Genomic DNA, 18612 nt, shown 5'->3' with positions numbered 1-18612 from the left:
TCGATGACGCCTCACCTGATCTCCGGCCTGCTGGCCGCGCTGCTACTGGGCGGTTGCACCCAGACAGCCGATGCGCCGGCAGACCTGCCCACCGCTCCTGAACACTGGCGCAACGCAGCCGCCGAACCTGCCCCGGCGCTTCGTGACCAATGGTGGCGAGCCTTTGCCAGCGACGAGCTCGACGCCTTCATGACGCAGGCCCTGCGTGACAACCAGGATCTGGCCGCCGCCGTCGCGCGCCTGCGTCAGGCCGAAGCGTCCGCGCGGCGTGCAGGTGCTGAACGGTCGCCGCGCCTCGACGGCAATCTTGGCGCCGACCGTCAGGCACGGCTTGGCGGCAACGCGGAGGTCGATGGCAATGCCTATAGCGGCAATGTTGCCGCCAGTTATGAAGTCGACCTCTGGGGGCGCCTGCGCGCCAGTCGCGACAGTGCCGCTTTTGCGCGGGATGCCAGCCAGTTCGACCGCGATGCCCTGCAGATTTCCCTGAGCGCCGCAGTGGCTTCGGCCTGGCTGGACGCTGTTGGCTTGCAGGAGCGGCAGCGCATCGCTCGACTCAACCTGGAAAACGCCGAGCGCGTGCTGGGTACGGTCGAGGCGCGGCAGAGCGCCGGTGCGGCCACGTCGCTGGAGCTGGCCCAGCAGCGCGGCGTGGTGGCGCTGCAACGGCGTGAGCTGGCGTTCGTTAGCCAGCAACGTGAAGACAGCCTGGCAACCCTGGCCGTGCTGCTCGGCGGGCGTGTGGATCAATTGCCGGCGAGCCAGGCGCGTTTGTTCGAACTGCCCATGCCCGATATCGGCGCCGGTATCCCCAGCGAGCTGCTGCTGGCGCGCCCGGATCTGGCCCGTGCCGAAGCCAACCTGGCGGCTGCGAATGCCAATCTGCAGGCCGCTCGCGCCGCTCTCCTGCCGCGCCTCAGCCTGAGCGCCACGCTCGGCGGCAGTGCCGACAGCGCATCACGGCTGTTCGCCAATCCGCTGTACTCCCTCGGCACAGCACTGACTGCACCGATCTTCGACGCGGGCAGCCTGCGCGCCGACCGTGATCTGGCCATGGCGCAGCGTGAGGAGCTGCTGGCCGATTATCGCGGTGCGCTGATCACCGCCTTCGCCGAGGTCGAGGTGGCGCTCAATGGGTTGAGCGGCAGTGCTGCGCAGCAGCAGGCGCAGGACGAGGTACTGCTGCAGGCCGAGCGTGCCTTCCGCCTGGCCGAGTCCCGCTACCGTGCAGGCGCCGAAACCCTGCTCACCCTGCTTGATACGCAACGCAGCCTCTACAGTGCGGAAGATGAAGCGGCGCGACTGCGCATGCTGCACCTGCAGGCGAGCGTCAATCTGGCACGGGCGCTGGGCGGCGGTTGGCGTGAGGAGCCAGTCGGATCGTCAGGGGCCGCGCCAAGCCACGATGGTGGGCAATGAGGGCCGTGTCGATCAGGGTGATCGCCGCTGCCACGGGTTCGCTCCAGCCAAGTGCTGGCGATCACCGAACTCGCTATCTTCGGCCCATGCCAGGGCGCCCTCTAGAAAGTTTGCATGGCCCAGTCACTTTCTCTGCATGCTTGCTCCAGTTCAATGGCGGCGCGTCGGTCTACCAGCAGAGCCCTGACAAACACCAGAAAACTGGCCTGGTCATGTACCGCTTGTAAATGGGCGTACAGATTCATAGACGGCATGGACTCTCGCTTCCTGAGCGGTATTGGCTGATGGACGCTCAAGTCTCTTCGCCGTACCGATTCCTGAACCACGCATCGATGGCATGTTGAATGTCTGGGCATGCCCGGTTGGCCTTTTCGACGATGCTGGCGCCCGTTGCCGGACAGGTCAGGCCTAATTCGACGTGCAGCCAGGCGCGCAGATTTTCTGCCGAGCCTGGATCATCGGGTGGCTGGTTCAGGTCGTCGAAGCCCAGCTCGCCGTAGCCGATGCCGAACAGTTGCAGGAAGTCCTCGAAGTTCTTCGCCAGCACCCGATTGTCACAACCTTCCGAACCCAGATGGACGACTGGCGCCTGGCGTGCATCGGTGCCGCCGAGCAGCCAGAAGGCGACCAGCGAACCATCCGGGCCGGCGCCGAAGCAGGCGAAGTTGGCAGCCATGGCTGCGTCGCCATCGAACCAGGCGAGCAGGCCACCGTAGTCGTCGGGCCTGAGGCGCATGCAGCCGCTGATGGGGTAGTCGGTTTCATCCAGATAGTCGCAGATTCGGCGCAGCGCATCGGGGAGCACGACGCCTGCTGGAACGCTGGCCTGGATACGCTGGAAGCGAGTCATGTCAGCAATTGCTATCCATTGATGAGATTTATCGGAGGCTTCCTGCACCAGTCAGACGACTGTGCTAGTCACGTCATGAAGTCCGTTTTGGTTTGTGACCATTTTCGGTCGTTTCACCCCTAGAGCTTCGGCTGCTGTGGAACAAAATTCTGTAACTCCGGCCGTGGGTAGGTGCGGAATTCGTCAGCCCATTTGTCCGGAGATGGAATTATCTCGAACGCAGGTAGTTCGTCGTAGATGAAATCGAATTTGAAGTTGCCGTCAGGGGTAAGTGTGAACGTAGCGGTGTACCAGGCATGCCCGTTTTCATGGAGGGCTGCCATTTTGGTACGTAGCTCGCGAAACGCATCGCTTACTTCATCTTCCGCGACGAACGACACTGTTTTTACGTCATTGAGCAGATAGTGGCCGGTCTCCGAAAAAAACCGGGTAATGGCCTGGAACGAATAGGTAGCGTCTGTCCAACCGTCCTCTGGCAGCACTTCGTACACACCTTGTGCGATGGTTTGCTGCAGCTGTTGAATTTCGGGTGTCATTTCATTGACCTGTAGGGTTTATGATCGTGTGCTTGGACGTAGTGCCGCCGAGCGAAGTACCGGCGACCACGTGGTAGCCGGCATCGCCCCGAACGCCCTTGTACAGGTCGCCGATGCACACCCTGGGCTTTGACGTCGAGCGAAGACTAGGTTTGATTGCCGACGGTGGCGAAGCAGAGCTGTGTCTGATTAGCTGCCTGACAGATACTAATCACTGATTCACATCCCATATCGGTGCAGGCGATTGCGGGTGAAGCGATGCTATAGAAATCAGGTGTTGTGAACTAAGTCAGCCGGATAGTGCACATGCGTTCTGAAAGACGAATCGTCTATTCCAAATAGCTTCACTATCAGTGCGGCTTCAAAGCACCAATAACCAACGTAGCCGGTGTCTTCGCCCTTATGGTTGTCGTACCACGCTGCAAGGTTCTTGTTGCCTTTGTACCAGCCGTCGAGGAATTTCTTGACCAGATTGGATTGCTCTTGCGAAGGCGCATCCAGTGCTTGCAGCAACAGCGCATATTGTTTGGGGAACACCAATTCGTTGGATACGGCACGCTGATGAGCGCCGAGTTTCACGGCGATACGATCCAGTAGCGCGTCCTGGCCTGCGTTGTTGATCAGCGCGATTACGCGCTCAAGGTGTGCTTCGTCCATACCGAGACAGACGGCCAGAGAGAGCCACCAGAAGAAATCCAGGTAGTTGTCGAAACTCAGTCGCTCATATTGGATGCGTTTTTTTTGCTCGTCCTTAGGCAGGGCGGCGCACAGCGCTTTGAGTTGCTCACGCTCAGCGAGCAGTCTGACTATATGGCCGCTCAAATTGGCAACCCGGTCGCCACGCGAATAGCTCATGACGATGACTTCAAGCGCCTTATTGCAGAGATCCGCAGCGGCGGTTACCTTGCCGTAGGGCAGCGGTATGCCTCCAGAGTCGAGACGGTTCTGCTTCTGTTGCATTCTCTCCAGGTCATACGAAATCCATTTGTCGAAGAACTCTTTGCTCTTTAGCGTATCGCGCGGCATTGATCTGCCCCTCTGTCTCAAAATCCCGGAACCTTTCCGGCGTTACCCCTGACCACATTGCCAGAGCTGTCGATAAGTCTTGGCCTATCGAGGCGCTTCATGACCCAGGCATCATCCATCTGATTGGTGCGATCGGCCAATCTCTTGCTGAGCTGCGATGAGTTGTACTTCGCCTCAGTGATGAGGTATTCGGGGGGCGGGTTTGAGTTCTTGTAGACGCTATTTAGTCTACTGATAGTAGTTGTATATGCCCGAGTCTTTTTCGGTTTTCAAGTGAATAGCTGGGTCTTAAAGTCGGCGAAGGAGGGTGCAACTGGCTCCGTATGCGGAGCGAAATCATCGGATTGGTTGTGATCCCAAAGTACTACCTCGGGGCATTCAGCGTTTTTCCGAAAATCTAAGCAGAGAAAGTCACCAGAAAAAAGCGCTGCGAAAGGAATGAGCTTGCAGCCGATCTCGTCAGGATCATCGCCGAGTCGGGAGTCCAACGCTGTCATCACTACCGATATGTCGTACTCACCTATATCCTCTGAGTTAGGGTTTAGCATAACGGGTAGAAAGCGTTCAATCAGTCTGTCCGTACCCTCATGGATAAATAGATTTTTTTCGGGGATTCCACCATTGCCGTATTGGAGGAACTCAATAAAATCCTGAGGCAGTTTTACTCTGCAGTAACGCTCGAGTGAAGTGGTCGCTTCAATAGGGGGCGCTGAAATCTGGCCTACTGTTTTTAATTCCATAACAAACTCCTGGTTCATCTCTTGCCTGCCGCCCACATGCCTGTAGACCGACCGCCAGAGTGAGTAATGATGTTATGCGGCCCAAACGGAACAAGTTCCATTCTACCCGGCAGCTCTGAGTGGTGCCATGTGAGCCCGCTAGGGCGACCTCCGGGTATCTGGCTATCCAGCCATTTGAACTGCGCTTTGTCGCCCGTTTTCCACAAATACTCAGGGAGGTGGTCGACCCGGCTAACCAATTCTGCTTTCTCGAAATCTGGAAACTTGGTGCCAGGTTTGAAAGGCACATCTGGTATCAAACCCTCCGCTATTGCTTGCCGCTTTATCGCCTCCTTTTGCCCTCGGGTGAGGTCCTCACCACCAGGGAAATCTTTTTCCCATGACCAGCGTTTGTTTGAGTTCACTAGCTTTGCGTATTGCTGAGCGCTTGACAATTTGGCTACATGCACACCGGTCACGGCTGCATCCGCGGCTTTTTCTGCTTCCTTGGCGGACTCCGGCAGGCGCCGCCCCAAACCACCCGCATCCGATGCTACGTCGGCCCCCTTGTTGCATCCGCTGCAGTATCCAGTACACGTGCTGCCTTGCCGGCTCTACTCGCCCCCTTCACCACCACGCTGCCGGGTATCAACATCGATAGGAAAGAGCCGCCTTGTTGCGCATCGCTGTTCAGTTCGAACAGATCCCCGGCGTAGCCCGCGTTCATCATCTTGCTGGCCTGGCTGGCCAGTTCGTTGGCCTTGGTCAGGTCGCCGGCCTGGTGGGCGGCCTGGTGGGCGGCAAGGGCGGCCTTTTCCATGGCCTGGGCACGCAGCGCGATAGGGGGGATGCCCGCCGCCGAGCTGTATTTGCTGGCCATCACGCCCAGGTTCCATAGGTCGGTGGGCAGGTTGCCGATGCCCTTAAGCACGCCGACGCCGGTATCTAACGGGTTGTCTGCACTCGCTCCTGCGATTCGCTTGGTGCTGCTCCAGGCGCCGGAACCGAAGTCTTTGGTCTTCTCCCACAGCGAGCGCTCGTCGGGGCGAACAGCCACTCCAGCGGTTTGTTTTAGGCCGGGTTACCACGGGCATCAAGGAATATGCCGACATAGGCCGTGATGGCGAAGATGGAGAGAGCAGTCAGGAGGCTGGAGCGTGGTTTGTTCATGGAGACGATTCTAGAACAGGCCCGTACTGCGATTAACGTTGCGACATAGGTGCGGTGAGCCGAACCAAACGCATGACGACATGTCGGGAGCTCTTACATGCTGATGAGAGTGCGTATTGCTGAACAGCTTTCAAGTGATCATCGTTGTAGCTCGTCCTGTCATAGTGAAGGCATATAACGAAAGCAACCCATCCCGCAGTGGTAATCACGGGGATACTTAACCAAGATGACATTGCCTGTTTCTAGTCTAAGCAGACTTTATATCTATTGTTTTTTCTCGATGCAAATTATTAAGATTAGGAGTAAGTAATGACAAGTGTTCGTATGAAACTCTCAAAATTTGATGCCACTTTCCGAGTGCTGCGATTCGTCGGGTCGATCTCGACCACATTCCATGTATCTATGTCGTAACCCACGTTGTAGCCCTGAAGGTCATCGCCTATGAGCAGAACGTTTTCGACGCCATCGCTATCCCCATAGATTTCTTCAGGTTCAACTGGCCCGCTGTAGAGCTCGAATGCGGCATCACCAATCTCTCCTGCTCCAACAGCCAACAGGAAGTCAATGTAGTCATTGGGAATGGCTGGGTAAATGGCACGGATAGCGGCCTCACCATTTGGCGAAATTGGAATCATCCTGTCGATTAAGGAACCTTTGCCCTTCGCATTTTGATAATCCAGGTACATGCTCATGATTTGCTCTCACTTTTCGAATAAGTCTCGGGCCGGGCTGCCCGATCTATGTATTCCGCCCTGATGTTGATCTGGGAATCTGGCTGGATGCATATTCCACCATTTATTGGGTCCGCCGTAGCTGGATTCAATCAAGTGATGTGCATCGTAGGGTTGTCCAACACGTCGAATAACGGAGCCGTTTTTCGAGAGTACATCCTCGCTATACCTTGGCCATTTCTGATTTGTATTTTTTTCCCACTCTGAAATCAAATCGTTTTTCACTCGATTGAAGTCAGTCCGGTGCGCCGCTGCGGCCTCCACATCTAAGCGCTGGTACTTATTGGATCGTAGGTCTTGCTCAAGCAATTTTCTTTGGTTTTCAGGGATCTTCCGACCGGTGCGAGCTTCGACATCTTTGATGTAGGCTCTGATTTTTTTCGCAAGCTCCGTCCAGGCTGTGCTTCGAGGCGCAATATGTACACCTTGTTGGGCTTTTGTTCCTGCGGCTCCCGCATCGACCGCTGAATCCAGCGCATGTGCCCCACGCACCGCTTTGCCCGCTCTACTCGCCCCCTTCACCACCACGCTGCCGGGTATGAACATCGACAGTACAGAGCCACCGGTCTGTGCATCGCTGGTCAGTTGGAACAAATCCCCGGCGTAGCCTGCGTTCATCATCTTGTTGGCCTGGCTGGCCAGTTCGTTGGCCTTGGTCAGGTCGCCGGCTTGGTGGGCGGCAAGGGCTGCCTTTTCCATGGCCTGGGCGCGCAGCGCGATAGGCGGGATACCCGCCGCCGAGCTGTATTTGCTGGCCATCACCCCGAGGTTCCAGAGATACGTAGGCAGGTTACCGATGCCCTTGAGTACGCCGCCGGTATCCAGCGGGTCGTCAACGCTGGCCTCGGCTATGCGTTTGGTGCTGCTCCAGGCGCCGTATCCGAAGTCTTTGGTCTTCTCCCACAGCGAGCGCTCGTCGGCTTCGGCGTCGAGCAGCGCCTGCAGTTCCGGGTTGGTCTCCTCGGCGGTTTTTTCGGCCTGGGTATCTGCGCCGCGCTGGGTGGTGACGGCCTTGCCCAGCGCACCACCGACACCTGCGCCATTGCAATTGACCAGGCAGGTGGTGCTGTCCTGGCGCACCACGGGACTACCGTTGACCTTGACGTCGTTCTGGCCGCTGAGGAACTTGACGTAGCCGCTGCCGAGCGAGGTGCCGGCTACCACGTGGGAACCGGCATCGCCCTAGAGGCCCTTGTGCAGGTAGCCGACGTTTGACGTCGAGCGAAGACTAGGTCTGATTGCCGATGGTGGCGAAGCAGACCTGTGCCTGATTAGCAGCCTGACCGATACGAATCACTGATTCACATCCCATATCGGTGCAGGCGATTGCGGGTGAAGCGATGCTATAGAAATCAGGTGTTGTGAACTAAGTCAGCCGGATAGTGCGCATGCGTTCTGAAAGACGAATCGTCTATTCCAAATAGCTTCACTATCAGTGCGGCTTCAAAGCACCAATAACCAACGTAGCCGGTGTCTTCGCCCTTATGGTTGTCGTACCACGCTGCAAGGTTCTTGTTGCCTTTGTACCAGCCGTCGAGGAATTTCTTGACCAGATTGGATTGCTCTTGCGAAGGCGCATCCAGTGCTTGCAGCAACAGCGCATATTGCTTGGGGAACACCAATTCGTTGGATACGGCACGCTGATGAGCGCCGAGTTTCACGGCGATACGGTCCAGTAGCGCGTCCTGGCCTGCGTTGTTGATCAGCGCGATTACGCGCTCAAGGTGTGCTTCGTCCATACCGAGACAGACGGCCAGAGAGAGCCACCAGAAGAAATCCAGGTAGTTGTCGAAACTCAGTCGCTCATATTGGAAACGGTTCTTTTGCTCGTCCGATGGCAATGCATCGCACAGTAACTTCAGTTGCTCACGGGCAGCCAACAGGCTTTCGAGGTCATCGCGAAAACCGGTAAGGCTATCCCCTCTTGAGTAGCGCATTATGATGCGATCAAGAATTTTCCTGGCAAGGTCATATGCCGCTTGAACCCTGCCATATGGCGCCAAGGAGTTGGACTCTAGTTCGTCGCGTATTTGTTGGATTACATCTTGATCGTAATCAATCCATTCATCGAAATACGCCGTCGTTTTCACGTTGTCACGAGTCATCAAATATTTCCTTTAAAAATTCGGAACTTTCCCAGCATTGCCTCTGATTACGTTACCTGCACTGTCAACCAGCTTGGCGTTTACCTTGCCATCCTCGCCAACACGAAGTACCCACTTTTGAACATCTCCGCGGCGCATGGACGCGCGAATGGCATCAGCCTGCCTTTTACCAACTTGTGCATCCAATCGGTTTCTTACCCAGGCATCATCCATCTGATTTGTGCCATCGGCCAATCTCTTGTTGAGCTGCGATGAGCCGTACTTCGCCTCGGTGATGATGTACTCGGGAGGCGGGTTTGAATTCTTGTAGACACCATCAATGCCGTTCTGCCCGGGCTTGTAATTGCCGTCCGTTTTACCCAGAGGCTCGTATCCTTTACCTACCATGGCCTCATGTGCCGCCTTCTCGCCTGTTGCCGCCTTGACGTGCACCCCAGGGCCCGAACTCTTGCCTACATCTGCGGCTTTCTCGGCGTCGGCCGCCTCATCCAGAACTCGCACTCCACGTGCTGCCTTGCCAGCTCTACTCGCTCCCTTCACCACCACGCTGCCGGGTATGAACATCGACAGTACAGAGCCACCGGTCTGTGCATCACTGGTCAGCTCGAACAGATCCCCGGCGTAGCCCGCGTTCATCATCTTGCTGGCCTGGCTGGCCAGTTCGTTGGCCTTGGTCAGGTCACCGGCCTGGTGGGCGGCAAGGGCTGCCTTTTCCATGGCCTGGGCGCGCAGCGCGATAGGCGGGATGCCCGCCGCCGAGCTGTATTTGCTGGCCATCACCCCGAGGTTCCAGAGATCTGTAGGCAGGTTGCCAATGCCCTTGAGTACACCAACGCCGGTATCCAGCGGGTCGTCAACGCTGGCCTCGGCTATGCGTTTGGTGCTGCTCCAGGCGCCGGATCCGAAGTCTTTGGTCTTCTCCCACAGCGAGCGCTCGTCGGCTTCGGCGTCGAGCAGCGCCTGCAGTTCCGGGTTGGTCTCCTCGGCGGTTTTTTCGGCCTGGGTATCTGCGCCGCGCTGTGTAGTGACGACCTTGCCCAGCGCACCGCCGATACCTGCGCCATTGCAATTGACCAGGCAGGTGCTGTCCTGGCGCACCAGCGGGATACCGTTGACCTTGACGTCGTTCTGGCCGCTGAGAAACTTGACGTAGCCGCCGCCGAGCGAAGTACCGGCGACCACGTGGGAACCGGCATCGCCCTGGACGCCCTTGTGCAGGTCGCCGACTCGATACACCGGCACGCCCTGGGCTTTCACGTCCGATGAGGACTGGGTCTGATTGCCAATGGTGGCGAAGCTGTCGAAGGGCACCACGGCATTGCCGACCTTGCAGAAGTCCGGTACCGAGCAGACGGCTTTCCATTCATGGCTGTCGTTGGCGGCGTGGCGGGCGTTGCCCACGAGATCCTTGCCGTCCTCCGTCGGTTTTGACTCCGCCAGCTCGCCATCCTTGTAGACCCCTTTGTCGTACAGATCCTTGACCTGCCTGGCGGTCTTGTCGAAGCTCTCGCGCTGGCCCGGAAAGTATTCGCCGTTGGCGGTGAAAGCTTCCCAGGGGTGGCCGCCACGGGCATACAGGCTATCCAGATTGTTCAGGGCGCCTGCGGCCTGTTCGGCGCTGTCGATACCGAAGTTCTTACGGAACAGGTCGGCGTTGTGGTACCGGCCTGCCGATATGTCTATCTCAAGTGCCATGCACGTCCTCCTGTACCAGGGGAACGTCCAGCGTGCCGATCGCCAGCCGCCGCCAGGGCTCGCCGCGCTCGAAGGTGCCGCGCCAGATCAGCGAGACGTGCCGTGCATCCAGGTCGATGGCCACGGTGTCGAGCACCAGCGGCCCTTGTCGGGTACGGCCGTGGAACGGGGTCAGCGACACCAGCGCTAGGATTCCGGGCAGACGGAAATGCGTCAGACCCTCAGGCAGCATGCCGAGCAGGGAGATGAATTCGTCGCCGGCCAGGTAGCCGGGCTGGATCAGCTCAGGCGGCGCAGCCTGGTAGAAGCGTTCGTCGAAGTCATCGGGCAGCAGGGGATAGCGCTCGCGCTGCCAGTGTTCGTCGTAGGTGCCGGCGTATTGCAGGCGTTCCTGGCTCCAGCGGGCGAGGGGGGCGAAGCCTTGTGGCGGCAGAGCGTCATGGGGGCTGGTGATGGGTGCATCGATGTCCTCGATCTGTGGCGCCGGCAGCTCGCTTACGCCCTCCAGCCATTGGCGTATCTGCGTCTGGGCCTCGGGCGACACGGCCGTTAGGTCAGCCTCGCCGGGCAGCCAGCCGCACCCGGCGGGATTATCGGGGTTGTACACCCGCTCTACCGGGCTCTGTTCGCTCGCCATCACGCTGTAGCAGCCACCGAAGGCATAGCGGTAGTCGAGGGGCACCTGGTTGACGGGTTCAGCGCTGCTCAGGCGCCACTCCTGCCCGTGGCGTTCGAAGCGCCGCGGGCCGTGCAGTTGCAGCAGCTTGCGCCGTGTGCCGACGCGAATGCCGGCGAGCCAGCCAGGTAGGGCGACACCGCCTTCGCTACGGGCGGTACCCGTGACGTAGATATCACTGGCCGGTTTGAGCAGCGTCAGGTCGCCTTCGCGGCGCAGCACGCTTTGCAGGGGGTTGGCTTCGGGATGGCCATCGTACTCATCGGCATAGACGATGGGTGCCTGCACATCGGCCCGCGGTAGTGGAAGATAGCTACCGGTCAGCGCGAAGGTGCCGCGCAGCACCAGTACGTCGTAAACGACGCCGCCTGGGCCGGTTTTCTCGAACCAGGCATGGGGGAAACCACTGCGATTATCGATCTGCACGCTATGTCCGTTCGCTATGAATCAAGCTTCGCCAGGTATTGATTGCGCGGCTGGAATGATCGACACGCTGTGCAGGCACTCGGGGTTGTTCTGCTTGAACGCGAAGCGCAGTTGCCCCCAGGGGCGTGCGCTTTCCCAAACGCTCGTCTCGTGCGGTGAGCGGCCACGCGGGGCCGAGACCAGAAGCAGTTCACCATACTGCGCTTCTATGTCATGGCGGCCTATGCAGGCACCGGTCAGAAACAGGCCGACGGTGCTCTGGCGAGCCGCATGCTCCTTGTTGAGCACCGTGAAACCCGTCTGCGCGATGCGCACGTTGCCTTGCAGGACAACCTCGCCACCAATCCAGCGGGTGCGGTGCTCATCCTGCTTGTCCAGCTGCAAGGTGCTGCCCAGCGTCTGCTCGATCTTGGCCTTGGTCAGCGGCCCTTGCTGCGCCAGTTGCTCGATGGTTTGCCAGAGCGTGAAAGAGGCTTGGTTCATCCGTTGGTTCTCGTTCGCTGTTGAACAGGCTGCCGTGCTCGCTACAAGCAGGTAGGCAAAGAGCCTGAAAAAGGGCCGCTTAATCGTCGACGTTATCGTCATACCAGCTGCCGTAGTAATCGTTGTACGTGACGAACTTGCCGTCGACCTTGACCGATGAGGTTTCGCTGCCCCACACCTGCCCGACGGCCTTGCGGGCTGCAGCGTTATCGCCGCTGCTGACGAGCTGGTCGTAGGCTGCGTTGTAGGCCGCATGGTTGGCTACCGAACCATTGATGCTGATGTCCGGGCCGCCGTTGGCGATGATCTCTCGCTGTACCTTGATGTTGTTCAGCACCGCAGCGCCCTCGTCTTGCAGGGCACCGCTGACGTAGGCAGCCTTGGAGGAAAGGTTTTCCTCGTAGGGGTGGGTGGCATGGCCCACCTCGTGAGCCAACAGTTGGGTTACCGTGGCGGGCGAGCCACGCATGTCGCCGTCGATGACGATCCGGCTCACGTCACCTTCCTGACTCACGTATGTCCCTGCGCCTGCAGGGCCGTATTCGATATCCCAGCCTTGCTCCTGCAGCGAGCGCAGATCCTCCTGCAGCACGGGTGACTGGGCGGCAATGCGATCCACTGCGCTGCCGAGGCCGGTGGTAACGGCGGCAGGCGTATCGGCCGCCGCGGGTGCATTGCTCCTCAACGAGAGGCTGCCCTGTGCTTCGGCGCCCGGGCGCTTGTCATTACCCTGGGCGCTCGGTGCGGCCTGCGAACCGAGGCCGCGCAGGACGCCGGCGACCGCTGCGAGTGCACCGACCTGCGAGCGGGGCTCCGCCTTGCCGCTGTGTTCTGGCGCTGGCTGCGCGGTACCCGAGTTGAGCAGGATATCGGACGGGGCATCGGCGTGCAGATACTCCTGCGCCTTGAAGTGGATGTCCTTGGCACTGAGGTAGATGGCATCCGGCGTCAGGGTCAGTTGTGAGCTGCCGACCTTGAACTCGATCTTGTCGCCGGCCGAGACGGCCCAGGTCTTGCCGACGAAATCGGTGCGGTTCATGCCCACTGCCGAGAACATCGCCATGCCGATGTTGCGGTTATAGCCCAGGCCGACGTTGGTCATCTTGGCCATGCCGATGCTCTCGACCTTGAAGCGTCCGATGTTCACCGTCTTGTTGTGGCCGATACTGTATCGCTCGTTGCGGGCGATCTTCTTGGTGCGGTTGGCGCCGACATCGACCGTCTCGTTGCGGCCGATGGACTTGCTGCGGTCGCGGCCGATGGCGTGGGTCTCGTCCAGCTCGACGACGATGTCCTGGTTACGTTCGGCATGGATGTACAGCTGCTCTTCGCCCTTCTTGTCCTCCATGCGGATTTCATTGAACTGCGCTGGCGTGCCACCCTTGCTGGAGCGGCTTTTGATGCCGCTCTGGGTGGCGTTGGCAGGTAGATCGTAAGGCACGGTTTGTTCGGCGTTGTAGACGCGACCGGTGATGATCGGCCGGTCAGGGTCGCCTTCCAGAAAACTAACGATGACTTCCTGACCAATACGCGGAATCTGGATCGAGCCCCAGTTCTTGCCGGCCCAGTTCTGCGATACGCGGATCCAGCAGGAGCTGTTCTCGTTGGACTGGTCGTGACGATCCCAGTAGAAGTGCACCTTCACCCGGCCGAACGAGTCGGTCCAGATTTCCTCGCCTTGCGGGCCGACCACCATGGCCGTCTGCGGCCCCTGCACGATCGGCTGCACGGTCAGTGGCAGCGGGCGGAAAACCTGGCTGGCATCGATGCACTCCAGGCGGCTGTCGAACTGCAGCGGCTCGTCGCTGGTGTTGTTCTCGAAGGCTTCCTGCACGATCTGGTAGTCGGCGCTGAGCGTCAGGTATTCGCGGTTCTGATCGGCGCGTGGGTAGCCAGTCATGCTGAACAGGTGACCGGCGCCGATCCCGCGCGCGTTGCTGCGCAACTGTACGCGCTCGTACTGGGTATGAATGGCCTCGATGCGATTGCGTGCGTATTGCTCGCCGTCCTTGCTCTGGACGTATTCACCGGGGTAGTCGAACAGTGGATGCCCGGCGTTGCTATGCGGTCGCGAGACGATCGAGCGTACTTCCAGGCGTGCGCTGGGGCGTTGAAAGTCGTAATCGTTGAGTTCCAGCGAACCTGACTGCACTTCGTGGTTGAGGTGCCAGTCGTAGATGTGGTCGCGTTCGCGCATCTGATCTTCCAGCGGGAAGTAGGGCACGCTGGCGTAGCCAGGGGCCGCCCGGTGTGCGCCATAGGCGTCGCACAGCACCAGCACATGGCGGGCCTGCTCGTGGCGGAAGTAGTAGTAGATGCCTTCCTGCTCGAGCAGCCGGCTGACGAAGTCGAGACTGGTTTCGCGGTACTGCACGCAGTACTCCCACTCCCGATAGGAGCGGGTGAGGGCGTCTTCGAAGTCGGAGAAACCCAGGTCGCGGAAGACCTGCTTGACGATATCCGGCACCGTCTTGTTCTGGAAGATGCGGCAGTCTGACGTACGCGACAGCAGCCATAACCAGGGCTTGAGGCTGACCCGGTAGCTGGCGAACTGGCCGCTACCCGCCGCCTGGCTGCAGCGCGCAGCGATGCCGTGGAAGTAGCGGTCGCTGCCGTCGGCCAGCTGCAGGGTCAGCCCCATCGGCTTGCCCAGCAGGGCATCGAGTGGCAACGCATGATCTTCGGAAATCAGCGCCAGTTCGTAGGCGAAGGGGCGGCTGAGTTCATCCCGGCCCTCCATTCTTCGCAGCACCAGCACATCGCCACCCAAGGGGCTAGTGACGACGGCCATGCGTGCGTTCTGGGTTATTGCCATCTAGCGTCCTCTGTCGCAGTCAGCATCGTGGGGCTCACGGCGTCTGTTCGAAGCTGTAATGCAGCTCGTTGTTCTGCTGCGTTACCTGCACCCCGCTCAGCGGTTTGCCTTCGAGCAGACGGGTCAGGAACTCGCGACTCATGTCCGGCAGCATACTGTTGGTCAGGATGGCGTCGATCTGCCGACCGCCACTCTCGTTCTCGGTGCAGCGCGAAACCACCAGATCGATCACGCTGTCGTCGTAATCGAACGGCACCTTGTGGGTGCTTTCGATGCGTTTCTTGATGCGCTCGAGTTGCAGGCGGGTGATGGCCTTGAGCATGTCATCGGAAAGTGGGTAGTAGGGGATGGTCACCAGGCGGCCGAGCAGGGCTGGCGGGAAGATCTGCAACAGGGGTTCGCGCAGTGCCTTGGCGATGCCTTCGGGTTCGGGCATCAGCTCCGGGTCGCTGCACAGCCCGGCGATCATCTCGGTACCGGCGTTGGTGGTGAGCAGGATCAGGGTGTTCTTGAAGTCGATCTGACGGCCTTCGCCGTCTTCCATCACGCCCTTGTCGAACACCTGGAAGAAGATCTCGTGCACATCCGGGTGAGCTTTCTCCACCTCGTCGAGCAGCACCACGCTGTAGGGCTTGCGGCGTACCGCTTCGGTCAGCACACCGCCTTCGCCGTAGCCGATGTAGCCCGGTGGCGCGCCCTTGAGGGTGGAAACGGTGTGCGCTTCCTGGAACTCGCTCATGTTGATGGTGATGACGTTCTGCTCGCCGCCGTAGAGGGCTTCGGCCAGGGCCAGGGCGGTTTCGGTCTTGCCCACGCCGGAGGTGCCCGCGAGCATGAACACGCCGATCGGCTTGTTGGGGTTATCCAGGCCGGCACGGGAGGTCTGGATACGCTTGGCGATCATCTCCAGGGCGTGATCCTGGCCGATGATGCGCTTCTTCAGGTGCTGATCGAGCTTGAGGATGGTTTCCAGCTCGTTGCGTGCCATACGCCCGACCGGGATGCCCGTCCAGTCGGCGACCACCGAGGCGACCGCCTGGTAATCCACGGTCGGCAGAATCAATGGCGCCTCGCCCTGCAGGGCACTGAGACGCTGCTGCAGATCGGCGAGGGCATCGCGCAGTGCAGCGCGTTGCTCGTCGTTCAGGGCCGGCTGTTCGGCGCCTGACTCCCGGCTGGTGTCGTCCACCGGCTCGGCAGCGGCGCGCAAGCGGGCACGGGTAGCCAGCAGTTCGTCCACCAGCGCCTTCTCGTCGGCCCAGCGGGTTTCCAGGGTGACCAGGCGCAGGCGTTCTTCGGCCAGCGCGGTATCGACGTCCAGCAGGCGGCTGCCGATGGTGACGCCAATGGCTTGTTCGCGGCCGATGATCGCTCGCTCGGTCTCGAGGGACTCGATGCGTCGACGGCTGTCGTCCACCTCGGCCGGCACGGCGTGCAGGCTGATGGCTACGCGAGCGCAGGCGGTGTCGAGCAGGCTGACCGACTTGTCCGGCAACTGACGGGCCGGAATGTAGCGGTGCGAAAGCTTGACGGCAGCCTCCAGGGCTTCGTCGAGGATCTGCACCTGATGGTGTTTTTCCATGGTCGAGGCGACGCCGCGCATCATCAGGATCGCACGGTGCTCGGAGGGTTCGTCCACCTGCACGACCTGGAAACGGCGGGTTAGCGCAGGGTCTTTCTCGATGTGTTTCTTGTATTCCGCCCAGGTGGTGGCGGCCACGGTACGCAGGGTGCCCCGGGCCAGCGCGGGCTTGAGCAGGTTGGCGGCATCACCGGTACCGGCCGCGCCACCGGCGCCGACCAGAGTGTGGGCTTCGTCGATGAACAGAATGATCGGCTTCGGTGAGCTCTGTACGTCTTCGATGACCTGGCGCAGGCGCTGTTCGAATTCACCCTTCATGCTCGCGCCGGCCTGCAGCAGGCCGACGTCCAGGCTACGCAGCTCGACGTCCTTGAGGCTTGGCGGTACGTCGCCGGCGACGATACGCAAGGCGAAACCTTCGACCACTGCGGTCTTGCCCACCCCGGCCTCGCCAGTGAGGATCGGGTTGTTCTGACGGCGACGCATGAGGATGTCGACCAGCTGGCGAATCTCGTCGTCGCGCCCGACGATGGGGTCGAGCTTGCCGCTGCGCGCCTGTTCGGTGAGGTCGACGGTGAAGCGCTTGAGCGCTTCCTGCTTGCCCATCGCTGCCGGGGCCATGGCGCCGCTGGCTTCACCCGGCACCGCACCGGCATCGAAACCGTCGGTGGCGCTCAGAGCGTTCTCCGGTGATGCGCCGACGATCTCGTCGAAACGCTCGGTGAGGGTCTCGACCTTGACCTTGTCGAACTCGCGGGAGATGGCCAACAAGGCATTGCGCAGGCTCGGTGTCTTGAGAATGCCGACCACCAGATAGCCGGTGCGTACCTGGTTTTCGCCGAACATCAGGCTGCCGTAGACCCAGCCGCGCTCGACCGCTTCCTCGACGTGGGAGGACAGGTCGGTGATCGATGTGGAGCCGCGCGGCAGGCGATCCAGGGCTTCGGTGATGTCCTTGGCCAGGCGGCCCGGCTCGATGCTGAACTGACGCACGATCTGGTGCAGGTCGGAGTCCTGCAATTGCAGGATCTGATGCAGCCAGTGGCTCAGCTCGACGTAGGGGTTGCCACGCAGCTTGCAGAATACGGTGGCTGCTTCGATGGCCTTGTAGGCGACGCTGTTCAATTTGCCGAATAGCGCGGCGCGACTGATTTCACTCATGGTGTGCTCCTTTACCTAATGACTTATGTCCGTTGCTTACTGCATCTGGTGTCTTTGCGGTGACGGCAGGTCGGTCAGTCGATTTCATAACGCCAACCTTGCCACTGATGTCCGTCCCACCAGGCGAAGATCTCTCCGCCAACCGCCATCAGGTGCGCGTCATTGGCCGCCAGTCGATACAGGGGGGCTTGTTTGCTTTCCTGCAATTGATCGCCGTCCAGTTTGAATACACCGTTGGCTCCTGCTGCAAGCCAGATTTGGTCCTGCTGCACAGCAAGGCTGGTGATGGTGTAGTCAGCGGCATCGAGTTGCTGCCAGATATCGCCATGGCCGATCCAGAGACCTCCTTTGGCCCCGGCAATGACGACCTGATCGTCGGCTATGCACAGCACAGCCAGCAGGCTGATGTTGGTGAACGGCTCGATTTCGCTCCAGCGACTGCCGTCGAAGTGAACCACGCGCCCACCATCGCCGACGGCATACAGGCAATCGCTGGCACAGCCGTGCAGTGCATTGAGGCGCTTGCCGCCCGCCGCTGAAACGATCTGCTCGTGATGGTTCTCGATCAGGCGTATGGAACCGTCCAGCGCGGCGGCATAAATGCTCCCCGGGCTGGCGACGAACACGGCGTTGAAGCCATCTTCTGCCGTGGTCTGTAGCGTCTGCCAGTGGATGCCATCGAAATAGTGGATATGGCCATCCATGGAGCAGGCGGCGATCCAGTCACCCCGACGATGCATATGGGTCAGCCAGTGATCGACCTCGAATAACGAGGTAGCACTCAGCCCTTCGTCGTCATAGGCAACGCTATGGATGCAGGAAATGATCGCGTCGGGTTCTAGAGGTGGTTCGTAGACGTTCAACAGAACATCGGCCTGTCCTTGGCCGTTGCCATGTATGGCGACGATGCTGACTTGACGTGAATCGCTCATTGAAAACGTCCTTATCAGAACAACTTTGATTTTTGGGCTTTCTTCGCAATGACTTTCTGCGGCAACGCTGCTCCACGAGTGCCGGGCGCTCGCAGCTCGAATTGCTTGGGCTTCTGCATGCTGCTTTTGCACATCTGGTGAAATTGCTTGTCGACCTCACGCAGCACGCATTCGGCATCGTTTGCGCTGAGACCCGGGCCGGGCCCCGGCTCGATCAACTGACGCTTGGCGTCGGCTCGTGCGTCCTGATAGGTCGGGCTGGTCTGCTTGTGCTTATAGGCATCCC

Annotated in this window: 15 protein-coding genes and 1 pseudogene; 1 reads left to right on the top strand and 15 read right to left on the bottom strand. The window is 59.9% G+C overall.

Features of this window, described 5'->3' with window-relative positions; translation table 11 throughout:
- Positions 1 to 3: 3 nt before the first annotated feature.
- Positions 4 to 1419: an efflux transporter outer membrane subunit gene (locus ACZ0AI_RS16275; protein ID WP_463562765.1), complete on the top strand. Its 1416-nt coding sequence runs from the start codon at positions 4 to 6 to the stop codon at positions 1417 to 1419.
- 292 nt (positions 1420 to 1711) lie between these two features.
- On the opposite strand, the gene ACZ0AI_RS16270 is transcribed toward ACZ0AI_RS16275, so the two are convergent.
- The 15 genes and pseudogenes from ACZ0AI_RS16270 to ACZ0AI_RS16200 all read right to left on the bottom strand — a co-directional run bounded on the left by ACZ0AI_RS16270 (position 1712) and on the right by ACZ0AI_RS16200 (position 18326).
- Positions 1712 to 2269, bottom strand: coding sequence for a hypothetical protein (locus ACZ0AI_RS16270; protein ID WP_463562764.1), 558 nt, complete (start codon positions 2267 to 2269; stop codon positions 1712 to 1714).
- Between the two features lie 119 nt (positions 2270 to 2388).
- Positions 2389 to 2805 carry an immunity protein YezG family protein gene (locus ACZ0AI_RS16265; RefSeq protein ID WP_463562763.1) on the bottom strand — a complete coding sequence of 139 codons (417 nt, stop codon included), beginning with the start codon at positions 2803 to 2805 and terminating at the stop codon, positions 2389 to 2391.
- Positions 2806 to 3075: 270 nt separating this feature from the next.
- Positions 3076 to 3831 carry a PoNi-like cognate immunity protein gene (locus ACZ0AI_RS16260; RefSeq protein WP_463562762.1) on the bottom strand — a complete coding sequence of 252 codons (756 nt, stop codon included), beginning with the start codon at positions 3829 to 3831 and terminating at the stop codon, positions 3076 to 3078.
- Between the two features lie 269 nt (positions 3832 to 4100).
- Positions 4101 to 4571 (bottom strand): SMI1/KNR4 family protein, encoded by a 471-nt coding sequence (locus tag ACZ0AI_RS16255; RefSeq protein ID WP_463562761.1) that lies wholly within the window; start codon positions 4569 to 4571, stop codon positions 4101 to 4103.
- Between the two features lie 14 nt (positions 4572 to 4585).
- Complete coding sequence (locus tag ACZ0AI_RS16250) at positions 4586 to 4858, bottom strand: HNH endonuclease signature motif containing protein (protein WP_463565954.1); 273 nt, start codon at positions 4856 to 4858, stop codon at positions 4586 to 4588.
- Positions 4859 to 5103: 245 nt separating this feature from the next.
- The gene (locus ACZ0AI_RS16245; RefSeq protein WP_463562760.1) at positions 5104 to 5607 is read right to left on the bottom strand and encodes a hypothetical protein; all 504 of its coding nucleotides are present in this window, start codon (positions 5605 to 5607) and stop codon (positions 5104 to 5106) included.
- A gap of 409 nt (positions 5608 to 6016) precedes the next feature.
- A complete protein-coding gene (locus ACZ0AI_RS16240) occupies positions 6017 to 6412 on the bottom strand; it encodes an SMI1/KNR4 family protein (protein ID WP_463562759.1) in 396 nt (131 codons plus the stop codon).
- Between the two features lie 9 nt (positions 6413 to 6421).
- Positions 6422 to 7615 (bottom strand): hypothetical protein, encoded by a 1194-nt coding sequence (locus ACZ0AI_RS16235; RefSeq protein WP_463562758.1) that lies wholly within the window; start codon positions 7613 to 7615, stop codon positions 6422 to 6424.
- Positions 7616 to 7803: 188 nt separating this feature from the next.
- Positions 7804 to 8556: a PoNi-like cognate immunity protein gene (locus ACZ0AI_RS16230; protein ID WP_463562757.1), complete on the bottom strand. Its 753-nt coding sequence runs from the start codon at positions 8554 to 8556 to the stop codon at positions 7804 to 7806.
- 12 nt (positions 8557 to 8568) lie between these two features.
- A complete protein-coding gene (locus tag ACZ0AI_RS16225; protein WP_463562756.1) occupies positions 8569 to 10251 on the bottom strand; it encodes a hypothetical protein in 1683 nt (560 codons plus the stop codon).
- On the bottom strand, positions 10241 to 11353 hold the full coding sequence (locus tag ACZ0AI_RS16220; RefSeq protein ID WP_463562755.1) for a DUF2169 family type VI secretion system accessory protein: 1113 nt from the start codon (positions 11351 to 11353) through the stop codon (positions 10241 to 10243). The genes ACZ0AI_RS16225 and ACZ0AI_RS16220 overlap by 11 nt, the downstream gene beginning before the upstream one ends.
- Before the next feature lie 21 nt (positions 11354 to 11374).
- Positions 11375 to 11836, bottom strand: coding sequence for a hypothetical protein (locus ACZ0AI_RS16215; RefSeq protein WP_463562754.1), 462 nt, complete (start codon positions 11834 to 11836; stop codon positions 11375 to 11377).
- A 967-nt stretch (positions 11837 to 12803) separates the two neighbouring features.
- A pseudogene (locus tag ACZ0AI_RS16210) lies at positions 12804 to 14651 on the bottom strand (type VI secretion system Vgr family protein); the annotation flags it as partial.
- Between the two features lie 34 nt (positions 14652 to 14685).
- Positions 14686 to 17394: a type VI secretion system ATPase TssH gene (gene tssH / locus ACZ0AI_RS16205; RefSeq protein WP_463562753.1), complete on the bottom strand. Its 2709-nt coding sequence runs from the start codon at positions 17392 to 17394 to the stop codon at positions 14686 to 14688.
- 74 nt (positions 17395 to 17468) lie between these two features.
- Complete coding sequence (locus tag ACZ0AI_RS16200; protein WP_463562752.1) at positions 17469 to 18326, bottom strand: beta propeller repeat protein; 858 nt, start codon at positions 18324 to 18326, stop codon at positions 17469 to 17471.
- Positions 18327 to 18612: the final 286 nt, after the last annotated feature.

This window comes from Pseudomonas sp. AC355 (assembly GCF_979258205.1).
The sequence above is the reverse complement of the archived record's forward strand: the minus strand, read 5'-3'. Positions and strand labels throughout refer to the sequence as shown.